This is a genomic window from Ruegeria sp. AE4 (assembly GCF_056542185.1).
Window position 1 is genome coordinate 202,616 of sequence record NZ_JBQFZK010000003.1, and the last position, 13,917, is coordinate 216,532.

A 13,917-nucleotide genomic window follows, 5' to 3' on the forward strand; every position below is an offset into this window, starting at 1 on the left:
TTCACCCGTCCGAGGTTCCGGTTGCCTCAGTATTTGCATCAGGGTTGGGTTGCGGGGCAGGGGTGTCAGCGTCGCTCTGCTGGTCCGAGGTCTGATCTGGCAACACGCCGTTTTCCCAGACACCGCTTTCCTCCTGGCCGTTGGCATAGCGCATCGTCCCACTGCCCTGACGTTTGTTGTCGACAAAGCTGCCCTCATACACATCCCCGTTCGAGTAGGTCGCGGTACCCACGCCGTTGATTTTTCCGTCCGACCAGTCGCCCGTATACTTGAACCCGGCAGGGGTTGCGATTTCCCCTTTGCCGTGCCGTTTTCCGTTCAGGAAATCACCGGTGTAGACCGTGCCATCGGAATAGGTCGCCTTGCCTTTGCCCTGACGCACGCCTTCAACCCAGTCGCCGTCATATACCGAGCCATCTGCGCGCGTAACCACACCCTTGCCGTGGCTTTGCGCGTTCTTGAATTGGCCTTTGTAGATCATACCATTGGTATAGGTGGCCGTGCCCTGACCCTCGATAACACCCGCGATCCATTCGCCTTCATAGGTCGATCCGTCCGGATAGGTGATGCTGCCGTTTCCTTCGGCCAGATCGGCAACGAAATCGCCGACATAGACAGAGCCATCCGGATAGGTCACTTCGCCAAGGCCTTCAATCTGCCCGGCGTTCCAGTCGCCGGTATACACAAAGCCGTCTGTTCCGGTGAACGTTCCTTTGCCGTGGCGGCGGTCGTCGACAAAATCGCCTTCGTACACATCCCCTTGGGCGTGGGTCACTTTGCCCTTGCCGTGACGGCGCCCTTCTAGAAGCTCGCCTTCGTATACGTCACCGTTGGAGTAGGTCAGGTTACCCATCCCGGTGATCTGGTCCCCGGACCAATCCCCTGAATACACCATCCCGTCTGGCATTGTCTGTGTGCCGGTGCCATCGCGCAAACCTGCGTTGACGTCGCCGTCGTAAACGCTGCCGTCGGTATATGTGATCTTTGCTTTGCCCTGCCGTTCACCGTCGACCCAGTCGCCATCATAGATGTATCCGTCGGGAAAACTCAGCACGCCTTTGCCATGTCGCTGGGCGTTCCTGAATTCACCCTCATAGCGCGTGCCGTTCGCGAATTCAGCAATGCCGGTGCCGTTGATTGATCCGTTCGACCAATCGCCATCGTAGCTGCTGCCATTGGCATAGATGATCTTGCCGCGCCCTTCGGGTTGACCCTTGGCGAACATGCCTTCGTAGACTGACCCGTCGGGGTAGTGTGTGGTACCCTGACCCTGAATTTCGCCTTCTACCCATTGCCCGGTGTATTCAAATCCGTTCGGCAGCCGGTACGTTCCTGTCCCGTGCCGCAACCCGTTCTCGTAAGTGCCTTCATAGACACCGCCAACTTCATCATCCTTGACGATGACTGTCCCGTCCTGCGCGAAAGCAGTGGCAGCCGCCAGGCTCATCCCCGCCGCCAAAATTGAGTTTCGGATCACGTTCATTTCTGGTCCTGTTTGCCCGGTCGTCGCTGGTGATATCTCTTGCGCAAAACTAAGGTACCGTTGCAGGCAGAGCAACGGCTTTTGCCGCATTGGTCTTTTACTCGCGCGGTGATCTGCTAAATGGCAATAGGACTTACGAGGCAAGAGGGCAGCATGGCCGACCGTTTCCGCATCACTCTGGCGCAACTGAACCCGACCGTTGGCGATATCGAAGGCAACGCGGCAAAGGCCGTTGCGGCATGGGAACAAGGCAAAGCAGCGGGCGCGAATCTGGTGGCCTTCCCCGAGATGTTCATCACCGGCTACAACACGCAGGATCTGGTTCTCAAACCGGTATTCCACCGCGCAGCCATGTCTGCGGTTGAAGCGCTGGCGGCAAAATGCGCCGAAGGTCCTGCAATTGCCATAGGTGGTCCCTGGGTCGACGATGGAAAGCTGTACAACGCCTACCTGATCCTGAAGGGTGGCCGGATCACCAGCAAGGTTCTGAAGCACCACTTGCCGAATGAGACGGTGTTCGACGAAGTGCGCTTGTATGATGCGGGTCCATTGGGTGGGCCGTATTCGGTAGGGAATTTCCGGATTGGCAGCCCGATCTGCGAAGACAGCTGGCACCCGGACGTGGCAGAAACGCTGGAGGAAACCGGGGCCGAGTTTTTGTTGATCCCCAACGGGTCGCCTTATTTCCGGGATAAATACGATGTGCGACTGAACCATATGGTCGCGCGCGTGGTCGAAACCGGCTTGCCGCTGATCTACTTGAATATGGTTGGCGGGCAGGATGATCAGGTCTTTGACGGTGCCAGCTTTGGCCTGAACCCGGGCGGGGAACTGGCGTTCCGGATGCCTGTTTTTGACGAACTGCTCTCGCAAGTCGATCTTGAGCGCGGCGAAGACGGCTGGCGGATCGCATCAGGTGAAATCGTGCCTCAACCGGATGAGTGGGAGCAGGATTATCGCGCAATGGTGCAGTCCCTTCGCGACTATATGGGAAAAACCGGTTTCAAGAAGGCGCTGCTGGGCTTGTCCGGCGGGGTCGATTCCGCGCTGGTTGCGACCATTGCGGTCGATGCCATCGGGGCCGAAAATGTCCGCTGCGTGATGCTGCCGTCGGAATACACCAGCCAGGCCTCGCTTGACGATGCCGAGGCGGTCGCCAAAGCGCTGGGCGTGCATTATGACTACGTGCCGATCTCGGACAGCCGCGCAGCCGTCACCAGCACTTTGGCACCGCTGTTTGCAGGGCTGGATGAAGGGTTGACCGAAGAAAACATTCAATCCCGCCTGCGCGGGTTGCTGTTGATGGCGATCTCGAACAAGTTCGGCGAAATGCTGTTGACCACCGGCAACAAATCCGAGGTCGCCGTGGGCTATGCCACGATCTATGGCGACATGAACGGCGGCTATAATCCGATCAAGGATCTGTACAAGACCCGTGTGTTCGAAACCTGCCGCTGGCGCAATGCCAATCACCGAGACTGGATGATGGGCCCTGCAGGCGAAGTGATCCGTCCCTCTGTTATCGACAAACCGCCCAGTGCGGAACTGCGCGAAGATCAGAAAGACAGCGATAGCCTGCCGGATTACCCGGTGCTGGACGGAATACTTGAGATCCTGGTCGATCAGGACGGATCGATCGCAGACTGTGTCGCCGCCGGGTACAACGAAGCAGATGCACAGCGGGTCGAACATCTGGTCTATATCAGCGAGTATAAACGGTTCCAGTCCGCCCCCGGTACGCGCCTGAGCAACCGCGCGTTCTGGCTGGATCGGCGGTATCCGATTGTGAATCGCTGGCGCGATCGCCCCTGATTGCCACAATTCGCGCGCTAAATTGGAAACAGTAAAGTTTCCTTTCTTTTGATTGTTTTCCGATTTATCGTTTTGGGCCTGCCACGGGCACAAAATCCGGCCTTTGACTTGTTGCATTGACAACTTTCTGCCACATTTTAGCTTGAAATTTGCCCTATGTGGGGCGGATGCGACGCAATTCTCAAAGTCGCGAATTGATTTTGAAGAAGTGTGACGCATCCGGGGTTGGATGTCTGAGTAAATGGTTTGGTTTTGACATGTATGAGGAATATCAAGGATCGCATCATGCTCTTTTGAAACGGCGGACGATGGAATCTCCGCCGCAGGAGCTGGATGAGGAAAAGCTGGAAGCGGCGATTGCCGGTGTTCTGAATGAACAGCGGCTGTCCGACGAACAGGCAGCAGCGTCGCTTCGGGCTGAGTTTCCAAGCTTGTTGCCGCAGAAGGACGTAACCGCGCAGACCGTGCAAAAAGACACCGGGTTGACCGCGAAGCTGCGTCAGAAATGGGCGGAACTGTCCGGCGCAGCGTGATGTGCTGAGGATTTTCGTTGCCATTGGCGTCTGGGCCACAGGCGTAAAAATAGTGCCGACGTTGTGACAATTCGTGTTGCCAAACTTCTGGACCTTGGTCCCCATACGGGTTTAGGCGACAGAGTAATGCGTATTTATGACGGCACCAAAACCGAACCCCGTAGAATCCGATCTTGCCCTTCCCAAATCTGTTGATGTTGTCGTTATTGGCGGCGGCATAATCGGCGTTTCAACCGCGCTGGAACTGGCTGAACGCGGCGCTTCCGTCCTTTTATGCGAAAAGGGACAGATTGCGGCTGAACAAAGCTCGCGCAATTGGGGATGGGTGCGTTTAGGCATGCGTGACCCGCGCGAGATTCCCCTGATGCAAGAGGCGTTGCGGATCTGGCAGACCCTTGATGCCCGCCTGGATGGCAATACCGGCTATGCGCAATCCGGCATTCTTTTCGGCGCGTCCGGCAAGCGGGGAAAAGTCAACCTGAAGCGTTGGATGTGCCATGTGGAAGGATTGCAGACCGGGGCAAAAATGGTGTCGGGACGCGAGTTGGCAGAGTTGTTGCACGGGCACGAAACCGGCCTGACATCTGCTCTGTACATGCCGCAGGACGGGCGGGCTGAACCGCAATGGGCCGCCCCGGCCATTGCCGAAGCCGCACGTCGTCTAGGTGCTGTGATCATGACAGGCTGCGCTGTGCGAAGTGTGGACATTCAGGATGGGCGTATTGCTGGTGTATTCACCGAACGCGGCAAGGTCGCCTGCGGGCGCGTGGTTTTGGCGGGGGGTGCGTGGTCGCGTCTGTTTGCGGGTAATGCAGGTATCAACCTGCCGCAGCTTAAGGTTCTGAACACAGTTCTGCGGACCTCTCCGGTAAAAGATGGACCCGAAACTGCGCTATGGTCGGATGATTTTGCAATCCGAAAGCGCGCAGATGGCGGGCACACCATCGCGTCCGGGCATCAGAACACGGTTGATATCGTGCCAGACAGTTTCCGGCTGGGGTTGCAGTTTCGCTTTGCCTTTGCGCAGGAATGGAAATCCCTGCGCTTTCGCTGGTCAAAACAGTGGGCTACCGAGGCCCGTCAGAACAGAAGATGGTTGCCGACCGACGTGACCCCGTTCGAGTTGTGCCGGGTTTTGGATCCTGAACCTTCGCAGAAGTTTTTGCGACAAGCCTGGGCCAGTGCACGAAAAGGATTTCCTGCGTTGCAGGACAGTGAAATCGTCCAAAGTTGGGCGGGTATGATTGATGTTACCCCCGACGCCATTCCCGTAATCTCGGGCGTGGATGACATGCCGGGTATGTATATCGCCACAGGCTTTTCCGGCCACGGCTTTGGCATCGGGCCCGGCGCCGGCCGCCTGACAGCTGACCTTGTCACTGATTCAACCCCTTGTGTGGACCCGACCGCGTTCCGTCTGTCTCGGTTTACTGACGGCTCAAAAGTGCGACCGGATCCGGGTTACTAGGGACTTAGCCCATCATCTGATAGCTGACCGGAACAAAGCGGAAGCCCTGGCCCCGTGTTTCGACAAAGCCCGCGGCAGGGAAGGGCATGTGATAGCCGATCATCGGCACCTTGTCGGCTGCCAGCATGCCAAGAACATTACGGCGCGCGGCTGTTGCGGCGGCCTTGTCCATGTCAAACCGAACCTCCCATTCCGGATGGGCAAAGGACCACACGTAATGGTTGGCCAAATCCGCTGTCAGCAGAAGGCGCTGTCCGTTGCTCTCCAGATGATAGACCGTATGGCCCGGAGTATGGCCGTGGGCCGCAACCGCAGTTATGCCCGACGCCACTTGCTCTCCATCACCGATAAAGCTCATCTTCTCGGCCAGCGGTGTGACTTTTGCGGCCACAAGATCACCGACATTGTTTCCGGCCTCCTGCGCGGACCAGAAATCGTATTCCGTTGCCGAGGTCACATAGCGTGCGTTGGCAAAGGTTGGTGCGCCATCCGTTGTCATGCCGCCAATATGGTCTGGATGCATATGGGTCAGCACGACAACGTCGATCTGATCCGGGCTGACACCTGCATCGGCCAAAGCGGCCTGAATGCCACCCTGCCCCAGACCGGTGTCGAACAACACCAGTTCCGATCCGGTGTTGACCAGTGAGGGGGTGAAGAAGAACTGGGCGGTGTCGGCGGGAATAAAGTTCTCAGCCGAAACCTTTGCAAAGTCTTCATCAGACGCTCCGCCGCCAAAGATATCCTTGGCGCCGTCACGCGGCAGGCTGCCATCCAGCAGGGTCGTGACTGTTAAGTCGCCGACCTTGAAGGATTTGGCGATGGTCGAGTTGGCCTTGGCGTCAGAGCCTGCGGCCAAAACCGGCGCTGCTGCCGTGGCAAACGGCAAGGCGGCAGCAGTTCCCAAGGCGGCACGGCGAGTAAGTTTGATTGTCATTATCGTTCTCCCTGTCAGAACACCTTTAGAAAAACTAGAACGGTGTGAGATTCTGACCAGATGTTACGACATCCACGTAGGGTGCATGGATGAACAATACGTGTTAATTTTTGTTCATGCCGCGATCGCAGAACAAAACCGTTCCAACAAATCAAAGTGTAGAAGATTTCCTTAACTCGGTCCAATCAGAACGCCGGGCCGAGGAGGCGCGCGCTCTGGATGAACTGTTTCGGGCCACCACCGGGTTTGATCCGGTCATGTGGGGCCCGTCGATGATCGGGTATGGCCGTTATCACTATCGCTACGCCTCGGGCCGAGAGGGCGATTTTCTTGCAACCGGGTTTTCCCCGCGCAAGTCGGCGCTGGTGATCTATATCATGCCGGGTTACGCGGATTTTGGCGGCATTCTGGCCCGGTTGGGCAAGCACAAGCTGGGCAAGTCCTGCCTGTACGTGAACAAGCTGGTGGATATCGACATGCAGGTTCTGTCGGAACTCATCCGCGCCGGGTTGACCGACCTTGGCAGGATATGGCCCGTGGAACCGTGTTGAATCACCTGATGGATCAAGCGGCGGCTGGACAAAAACGCGCCCATGTGACAAGAGCCGCGCCAACAGGAGACACCCATGACAACCACCCGTTTTGCCCCGTCGCCCACCGGTTACATCCATGTGGGCAACCTGCGCACCGCCCTGATGAACTATCTGATCGCCCGCAAAGCAGGCGGTACGTTCATCCTGCGCATCGATGACACCGACCCCGAACGCTCGAAAGAGGAATATGTCGATGCCATCAAACAGGATCTTGAATGGCTGGGTTTGCACTGGGATCGTGTCGAGCGTCAATCCGAGCGTTTGGACCGCTACGCCGAAGCGGCTGACAAGTTGCGCGCGATGGGGCGGTTCTATGAAGCGTTTGAGACACCGACCGAGCTGGACCTGAAGCGCAAGAAACAGCTGAACATGGGCAAGCCGCCGGTTTATGACCGTGCCGCGCTGAACCTGTCGGATGCCGAGAAGGATGCGCTGCGCGCCGAACGTGGCAACGGCGTCTGGCGTTTCAAGCTGGATCACGAACGGATCGAGTGGACCGACGGTATTTTGGGCGACATTTCGATCGATGCGGCCTCGGTCTCTGATCCGGTGCTGATCCGTGGTGATGGGCAGGTTCTTTATACGATTGCGTCGGTGGTGGATGACACCGAAATGGGCGTGACTGATGTCGTGCGCGGCTCGGACCACGTGACCAACACTGCGACCCAGATTCAGATCATCAAGGCACTGGCCGGGGATTGCCCGCGCTTTGCGCATCACTCGCTGCTGACCGGCCCGCAGGGCGAAGCTCTGTCGAAACGCCTGGGTACGCTGGCCCTGCGCGATCTGCGCGAACAGGGCGTGCAACCGATGGCACTGCTGAGCCTTATGGCGCGTCTGGGTTCGTCCGATCCGGTCGAACTGCGCTCGGAAATGGCCGAGTTGATCGACGGCTTTGACGTGAGCCGGTTTGGTGCCGCGCCGACCAAGTTCGACGTGCAGGACCTGTTCCCGCTGACCGCCAAACACCTGCAATCTCTGCCGCTGGCGAATGTAGCCGATGCTGTCGCGGATGCCGGGGTGCCTGCTGAGTTAGCCGAGCCGTTCTGGGCCATGGCGCGGGAAAACATTACCACTTTAGCCGACCTTAAAGGGTGGTGGGACCTTTGCCGTGATGGTGCCGAGCCGTTGGTTGCGGAAGAAGATCGCGAATTCATCGCTAAAGCCATGTCGCTGCTGCCCGAAGGCCCGTTTGATGGCGACACCTGGGGAGCCTGGACCAATGCCGTGAAAGAGGCAACAGGGCGCAAGGGGAAAGGTCTGTTCATGCCGCTGCGCAAGGCGTTGACCGGTGCCGAGCGTGGCCCTGAAATGGCTGCGTTGCTGCCACTGTTGCAGGTGATCCGCGCGCGCGGGTAAATCGATACTATTCCAGCAAAAAGGGTCGTGCACAGGCGCGGCCCATATTTATTCCGGCTGTTCAATCCGGGCCGACAATCTGATCAGTCGATCATCAACGAAGTCACGTTCGGCTGGTTTCAGTTGTTGATGTCGTGGGTAACGGGGCTCGGCCCGGTCGTTCAGGATCGGGGCATCCCAGCCGCTGGTTGTTGCAAAGAACCGGTCTGCCCCTTCCTCTCCAAATGCCCGTAGATAGCCTTGAACGACAACGTCGATATAACTGAGCAACAAGGGATGGCGGTTGCTGGGCTTGTTGTGCCGACCTTGCGGGACGGCGTAGACCGCAATTTCAACTTCATGTGTCAGCGGATGTGAAACCGACCGGGTTGCCGGAATTCGGTCATAGGCCCATTCCCGTTCATCCAGCGCAGCCCAGTCGTTCTTGGGGACATGCGCGATCATGCCTTCGATCTCAGACTCCGGGTCCGGGACAGCCGTCAGGAACGCGACCGGGCGCAGATCAGTGTGTCGCCATGCACGTTTCCAACCCTTAAGCTTTGCCGGGCGGGGGTCGGGAAAATCATGGGTGGCGAGGTTCACAAGGCTTCCATAACCAAAGAAATACGGGTCGGCCATTGGAACGGCTTCCTTTTGATCGATTGATGTATGTCAAACCGCTTTTTTCCGCGACATGCAATAAGGCTTCATCTTGTTTTCAGGGAGGCCCTCATGCGGATTACCAAACGGACGAATATCGCTGTGCGCCTGTTGATGTATTGTGCTGCACACCCGGACCGGCTGGTCACCAAAGCCGAGATTGCCGAAGTCTGCAACATCTCGGAAAACCATCTGGCTCAGGTGATCAACCAGTTAAGCCAGTTGAATTACCTGAGCACTCAGCGCGGCCGCAACGGCGGTATGTCGTTGGCACGTCCAGCAAGCCAAATCCGGATCGGCGCGGTGTTCAGGCACGTAGAAGGGGCCTTGCCCATCGCCGAGTGTTTTGCGGATGCGGATAACACCTGTCCTTTGACCGATGCCTGTAGGCTGCGGCTGGCGTTGCAGGATGCGGCGGAAGTTTTTTATGCATCTCTGGACGAAGTGTCGTTGGATGCGCTGGTTTGTGACAACGACCCGTTGCTGAAGCTGTTGCAGCCCGTGGCCTGCATACGCTGATCTTAGTCGCTGGCCCGCAAAATTCGGGCTGGCCGGGCAGAGAGAGGGCGCAGTGCGAAGGCAAATCCTGCGCAGAGCGTGACGCCGACACCGGCCAGAACAATGCCAATGGCCGAAGACCAGATCACGGTAAAACCTGTGTCGAAGATATAGGTGGCCACAGCCCAGCCGCCCAGGATGCCAACCAGCAAGGCGACGCAACCCGCCGCGGCACCCAGCAGGACCGAGCGCAGTCCAAAACTGCGCAGGATGCGGCCACGGTCAGCCCCCAGCGTCTTGAGGATTGCCGCCTCGTATCTGCGAGCGGGTTCACCGGCGGCTGCCGCACCGATCAGAACCAGAAATCCGGTCAACAAAGACACGCCCGCGCCATACGAGGTAGCAGCGGCGATCCCTGCCAATAGGCCCGAAACACGGTCAATGGCGTCGCGCACACGGATGGCCGTGATGTTGGGGAACTGGCCCGCAAGATCTCGCAGAATAGCGGCCTCGGCCTGTTCTTCTGCATATACCGTCGCAATAAAGCTATGTGGTGCGCCCGCCAGCGCCGACGGGTTCATCGACATGACAAAACCCATACCCGCTGTGGAAAAATCCACCTCTCGGGTTGAGGTCAGCTCTGCGGTGATATCCCGCCCCAGGATGTTGACAGTTATCTGATCGCCGAGTTTCAGACCCATCTCTTCGGCTTCTTCGGCTGCAAAGCTGATCTGTGGTGCGCCAGAATAATCCTCGGCCCACCATTCCCCCGCTGTCACCCGTGCATTTGCCGGGGGTCGGGCTGAATAGGTGACGCCGCGATCTCCCTCCAGTACCCAATGATCTCCGGCTGCCTCGCGCGCGGGGCGGCCGTTTATCTGAGTGATGATCCCTCGCAGCATTGGTGCGCTTTCAATGCGGCTGACAGCAGGATCGGTTTGCAGCCGTTCGGTAAAACCCGGCATCTGGTCTTTTTGAATATCGACAAAGAAGTATGAGGGCGCGACATCCGGCAGATTGCCGGAGATCGCATTGCGCAGCGTGCCGTCGATCTGCCCAACCGCTGCCAGCACTGACAAACCCAGACCAAGTGACAAAACCACCGACCCCGCGCCTTCACGCGGATCAGAGATGGCGGACAAGGCCCATCGCAGGGCAGGGCGGCCCCGCGCCAAAGGTGTTCCGGCCCGTGCCAGTTTGCGAATGGCATAGGCTGCGAACGCCAGCAGGATCAGTGCGCCCGCTAGTCCGCCACTGGTCCACAGGGTAAGGCGAGTTGATCCGCTGAACCAGGACGCAATCGTGATCAGGGACGCCAATCCAATCCCGGTCGCCACGACGTAAACCGCGCGTGGGATGGGACGCGCTGCGCTCAGCGCATCGCGAAACAGGGTTGCGGCGCGCACATCTTCGGTTCTGGCCAGCGGCCAGAGCGTGAACAGAAATGCTGTCAGCAAGCCATAAAGTGCGGCCTCGATCAGCGGTCGCGGATAGAGCGAGAACACCGCCGGAACCGGCAACCGGTATTCCAGCAGCGGCGCCAGCAAAAGCGGAGCCACCCCGCCCAGCACCAGCCCAATTACAATGCCGGTCAGGGACAGCACTCCGATTTGAATCAGGTAAGTTTGAAAAATGGTAGCGCGATCCGCCCCCAATGTCCGCAATGTCGCAATGGTTTCCGTTTTCTGGCTCAGATAGGCCCGCACGGCGGCGGACACACCGATGCCACCGACGGCAAGCCCTGACAAACCGACAAGGACCAGAAAGGCACTCAGGCGGTTGACGAATTCCGATATGCCCGGCGCGCCGTTGCGTGCATCGCTCCAGCGCATCCCCGTGCCCTCAAGCGCGGCGCTGGCACGTGCGGACACCTCCGACAGGTTCGCGTTTTGGGGCAAGGTCAGCCGGTACCTGGTCGAAAAAAGCGTTCCGGGTTCCAGCAGGCCAGATGCCTGCAACGCTTCGGTACGCACCATTGTACGTGGCCCCAAGGCAAAACCAGCCGCGGCGCTGTCGGGTTCATTCCGAAGTTCGGCCATCAGAATGAACTCTTGCGTGCCTAGCGCGAAGTGATCACCGACCGACAAACCAAGCCGGTCGATCAGAACAGGTTCCATAACGGCACCGGGTAATCCGGCCCTGCCGTTCAGGGCGTCGCTCAGCGTGATGTCCGGCTCAAGTTTGACCGATCCGACCAGCGGGTAAGCCTTATCCACAGATTTGACCTGGGTCAGCGCACGTTCCGGCCCGGTGTCGCGGGGTACAACCGCCATCGAGCGGAAATCGACAATCTCGGACACCTGCTCGGATGCCTGTTGCATCCAGAGGCGCTCGGCCTCAGTGGCAAAACGATAAGTGAACTCAAGCTCGGCATCGCCGCCCAACAGTGATGCCCCTTCGCGGGTCAGCCCGGTCTGAATCGCATGACGCACCGATCCGACGGCTGCGATGGCTGCGACGCCCAAGGCCAGACAAGCCAGAAAGATGCGAAACCCGCGCAGGCCCCCGCGCAGCTCTCGACGGGCCAGCCGCGCGGCAAGCCGAAGGCTCATTCTGCGGCCTCCTGCCGTATCTCGTCGGCAATCCTGCCGTCGCGCAGCCGGATCACCCGGTCACATCGTTCAGCCAGTGAACGGCTGTGCGTCACAAGAACCAGCGTCGCTTCATATTTACGCCGAAGCCCGAACAGCAGATCAACGATCGCGGCACCGTTTGTCTCGTCCAGGTTCCCGGTCGGTTCGTCCGCCAGCAAGATCTTGGGGCGTGGTGCCGATGCGCGCGCCAAGGCAACTCGTTGCTGCTCGCCACCCGACAACTGTGCTGGGTAATGATCGCGGCGATGCGATAATCCCACGGCATTCAGTTCAGTTTCGGCCCGGTCGAACGCATCTTTGTGCCCTGCCAGTTCCAGTGGTGTCGCCACGTTTTCCAACGCGGTCATCGTTGGGATCAGGTGGAAATTCTGAAACACCACGCCCATGTTGTCGCGCCGAAACCGCGCCAGGGCGTCCTCGTCCATGCTTGTCAAATTCTGATCCAAGGCCAAGATTTGACCGCTTGTTGCCTGTTCCAACCCACCCATCAGCATCAACAGCGACGATTTTCCCGACCCCGATGGCCCGATCAGCCCCAGCGTTTCCCCCCTGTTCACGGTCAATGTAATGTCATGCAAAATATCGACCCGCCCGGCATTGCCATCCAGCGATAAAGCGGCATTCTGAAGAGCGAGAACAGCAGGCGTCATGGGTCTTCCCGATAAAGGAGCGGTTTTTGGGATATGGAGTGATCACCGTATTGCGCAAGGTTTTGATGGCAAGCCCATTTGTGTTCTGCGGTTTTGCGGCCACAGCCGAACAGGTGGCGATTGCAGCCCTTGGGGATTCGCTGACGCAAGGCTACGGGCTGGTGGAAGAGAACGGGTTTGTTCCCCAGCTTGACCGTTGGCTACAGGCGCAGGACGCAGATGTCCGGGTTATCAACGCCGGTGTCTCGGGCGATACAACGGCGGGTGGTGCCGCACGGGTGGAATGGACCCTGACACCCGATGTGGACGGAATGATCGTTGCCTTAGGCGGGAATGACGTGTTGCGCGGGATCGATCCTGCTGTTTCGCAAGCCAATCTGCGCAAGATCCTTGAGGTTGCACGCGATGCGAAGGTTCCTGTCTTGTTGATCGGAATGCAGGCGCCGGGCAACTACGGCGCTGAATACAAGCGGGCATTCGATGGCATGTACCCTGCGCTGGCGCAGGAGTTTGAAGTCCTGTTTTACAGTAGTTTCTTCGAGGGGCTTGCAGCGGAGGGCGACCCTGGGGCCGTGTCGCACTTCATGCAGTCGGACGGCATTCATCCAAATGCGGCAGGGGTGGCGAAGATCGTCGACGCAATGGGTCCGTCCGTGCTGCAACTCGTGACGCAGGCGGGCGGGGAAGGTTAGCCATCCCCGTGATAGCGATCAGACGACCGTAACAACCGTTCCGATGGGGACCCGGTTATACAGATCGATGACATGTTCATTCAGCATTCGAATGCACCCGTTTGACACCGCCCTGCCTATGGTTTGTGGCTGTGTCGTGCCGTGGATTCGGAAATAGGTATCGACACCGTTCTGGAACAAATACATCGCGCGCGCGCCGAGGGGGTTATCCCCACCTCCCGGCTGGACATAGTCATTGTCCTTGAATTTTGCGTAGGCCACCGGATCGCGTTGGATCATCTCTTGGGTCGGGCGCCAGGTCGGCCATTCCTTCTTCACATCGATGGTAGCGGTGCCGGTGAATTCCAGACCAGCCTTGCCGACGCCGCAGCCATAGCGGATCGCTTTGCGTGGTTCGGTGACATAGTAAAGATAGAATGAACGGGGGGCGACCAGCAGCTGCCCGGGCAGGAACTGCTTTTTGATGCGCACGAACTGCGGTGTCGGATCATACTCGACCGCTTTCTTGGCGCTGGCGATGCCCGGCAGCAGCGTGGCCGCTGTTCCGGCCAGAAAAACTCGGCGTGTAAACATCGAAACCCTCATCAATTGACCAATGAAACCTAAGAGCCAGTTTCATCATGATATGTTATTTGGTCAATTCTGGGGCAAGCATCACG

General features: G+C 58.5%; 13 protein-coding genes. 7 read left to right on the plus strand and 6 right to left on the minus strand.

Annotated elements, in window-relative coordinates; genetic code table 11:
- Position 1 precedes the first annotated feature (1 nt).
- A complete protein-coding gene (locus ACR0EK_RS07595) occupies positions 2-1,483 on the minus strand; it encodes an MORN repeat-containing protein (protein ID WP_480967717.1) in 1,482 nt (493 codons plus the stop codon).
- 153 nt (positions 1,484-1,636) lie between these two features.
- On the opposite strand from ACR0EK_RS07595, the gene ACR0EK_RS07600 reads away from it, so the two are divergent.
- From ACR0EK_RS07600 to ACR0EK_RS07610, 3 genes are all read left to right on the plus strand, one after another.
- On the plus strand, positions 1,637-3,295 hold the full coding sequence (locus ACR0EK_RS07600; RefSeq protein ID WP_480967718.1) for an NAD+ synthase: 1,659 nt from the start codon (positions 1,637-1,639) through the stop codon (positions 3,293-3,295).
- Between the two features lie 308 nt (positions 3,296-3,603).
- On the plus strand, positions 3,604-3,828 hold the full coding sequence (locus tag ACR0EK_RS07605) for a hypothetical protein (protein WP_245220582.1): 225 nt from the start codon (positions 3,604-3,606) through the stop codon (positions 3,826-3,828).
- Positions 3,829-3,964: 136 nt separating this feature from the next.
- Entirely contained in the window at positions 3,965-5,296 is a 1,332-nt protein-coding gene (locus ACR0EK_RS07610) for an NAD(P)/FAD-dependent oxidoreductase (protein ID WP_480899295.1), read from the plus strand.
- Between the two features lie 4 nt (positions 5,297-5,300).
- Here ACR0EK_RS07610 and ACR0EK_RS07615 read toward each other — a convergent pair whose 3' ends face one another.
- On the minus strand, positions 5,301-6,233 hold the full coding sequence (locus ACR0EK_RS07615; protein WP_480899297.1) for an MBL fold metallo-hydrolase: 933 nt from the start codon (positions 6,231-6,233) through the stop codon (positions 5,301-5,303).
- 116 nt (positions 6,234-6,349) lie between these two features.
- Here ACR0EK_RS07615 and ACR0EK_RS07620 point away from each other — a divergent pair, with 116 nt between their 5' ends.
- Positions 6,350-6,784: a DUF1801 domain-containing protein gene (locus tag ACR0EK_RS07620; protein WP_480899299.1), complete on the plus strand. Its 435-nt coding sequence runs from the start codon at positions 6,350-6,352 to the stop codon at positions 6,782-6,784.
- 75 nt (positions 6,785-6,859) lie between these two features.
- Positions 6,860-8,185 (plus strand): glutamate--tRNA ligase, encoded by a 1,326-nt coding sequence (gltX, locus tag ACR0EK_RS07625; protein ID WP_480899301.1) that lies wholly within the window; start codon positions 6,860-6,862, stop codon positions 8,183-8,185.
- Positions 8,186-8,233: 48 nt separating this feature from the next.
- Here the strand turns inward: gltX and ACR0EK_RS07630 are convergent, their stop codons facing one another.
- On the minus strand, positions 8,234-8,803 hold the full coding sequence (locus tag ACR0EK_RS07630) for a gamma-glutamylcyclotransferase family protein (protein WP_480538949.1): 570 nt from the start codon (positions 8,801-8,803) through the stop codon (positions 8,234-8,236).
- A 93-nt stretch (positions 8,804-8,896) separates the two neighbouring features.
- On the opposite strand from ACR0EK_RS07630, the gene ACR0EK_RS07635 reads away from it, so the two are divergent.
- Positions 8,897-9,343 (plus strand): RrF2 family transcriptional regulator, encoded by a 447-nt coding sequence (locus tag ACR0EK_RS07635; protein ID WP_209598591.1) that lies wholly within the window; start codon positions 8,897-8,899, stop codon positions 9,341-9,343.
- A gap of 2 nt (positions 9,344-9,345) precedes the next feature.
- On the opposite strand, the gene ACR0EK_RS07640 is transcribed toward ACR0EK_RS07635, so the two are convergent.
- Together ACR0EK_RS07640 and ACR0EK_RS07645 are read right to left on the minus strand one after the other, a co-directional pair.
- Positions 9,346-11,874: an ABC transporter permease gene (locus tag ACR0EK_RS07640; RefSeq protein WP_480832226.1), complete on the minus strand. Its 2,529-nt coding sequence runs from the start codon at positions 11,872-11,874 to the stop codon at positions 9,346-9,348.
- Positions 11,871-12,566: an ABC transporter ATP-binding protein gene (locus ACR0EK_RS07645; protein WP_480773295.1), complete on the minus strand. Its 696-nt coding sequence runs from the start codon at positions 12,564-12,566 to the stop codon at positions 11,871-11,873. The genes ACR0EK_RS07640 and ACR0EK_RS07645 overlap by 4 nt, the downstream gene beginning before the upstream one ends.
- 65 nt (positions 12,567-12,631) lie before the next feature.
- Between ACR0EK_RS07645 and ACR0EK_RS07650 the strand changes: the two genes are divergently transcribed.
- Positions 12,632-13,258 carry an arylesterase gene (locus ACR0EK_RS07650; RefSeq protein WP_480899381.1) on the plus strand — a complete coding sequence of 209 codons (627 nt, stop codon included), beginning with the start codon at positions 12,632-12,634 and terminating at the stop codon, positions 13,256-13,258.
- 18 nt (positions 13,259-13,276) lie between these two features.
- Here ACR0EK_RS07650 and ACR0EK_RS07655 read toward each other — a convergent pair whose 3' ends face one another.
- Positions 13,277-13,831 (minus strand): L,D-transpeptidase, encoded by a 555-nt coding sequence (locus ACR0EK_RS07655; protein ID WP_209506382.1) that lies wholly within the window; start codon positions 13,829-13,831, stop codon positions 13,277-13,279.
- Between the last annotated feature and the right edge of the window lie 86 nt (positions 13,832-13,917).